Raw genomic sequence first — 647 nt, 5'->3', positions numbered from 1 at the left:
CCAAAACCAATGTCATAGGCCCAACCATCCCCACCAATGATCCAGACGGATTTCTTTTCCAAAGCATCAGCTATTTGCAGCAACAGTTTAGCATCTGGCTTTTCGATGTTTCTAAGGATGCGTTTCAGGATATTAACATTCTTGCGTTTCTCAATCACTTCGGCTTCTGTGGTTTCTTCATTATTGAGAATAGCCTCAGCGAGTTCAACACCAACATCATCGCTGACCAATTTTAGCAGGGAGGTGGCATAGTCTCGTTTTTTGTCGGCGGCTAGTTTGATACCCAGTCCAAATTCAGCGTTGTCTTCGAACAGGGAGTTGGCCCAGGCTGGTCCGCAGCCATCACTATTCTTGGCCCAGGGGGTGGTGGGCAGGTTGCCACCGTAAATGGAGGAACAACCCGTAGCGTTGGCTACCATCATGCGGTCACCGAAGAGCTGTGTAAGCAGCTTCAGGTAAGGCGTTTCCCCACAACCGCTACAGGCACCAGAGAACTCAAACAGGGGCTCTAAGAGTTGGGAACCTTTTACTGTAGTACGGCTCACCCTTGTACGGTCGATGTCGGGCAGAGAAAGGAAGAAGTCCCAGTTTTGTCTTTCAGTTTCCCTGAGCGGCAGTACCTCCTCCATGTTGATGGCCTTGTGGCC

Annotated in this window: 1 pseudogene; it reads right to left on the bottom strand. The window is 50.2% G+C overall.

Annotation, left to right across the window (positions count from 1 at the left end):
• Positions 1 to 647 (bottom strand): annotated as a pseudogene (locus OCK74_RS27860) (pyruvate:ferredoxin (flavodoxin) oxidoreductase); the annotation flags it as partial.

The sequence above is a fragment of the Paraflavisolibacter caeni genome (assembly GCF_025628885.1).
Classification (GTDB): Bacteria; Bacteroidota; Bacteroidia; order Chitinophagales; family Chitinophagaceae; genus Flavisolibacter; species Flavisolibacter caeni.
This window is presented reverse-complemented; position numbering and strand designations above follow the sequence as displayed.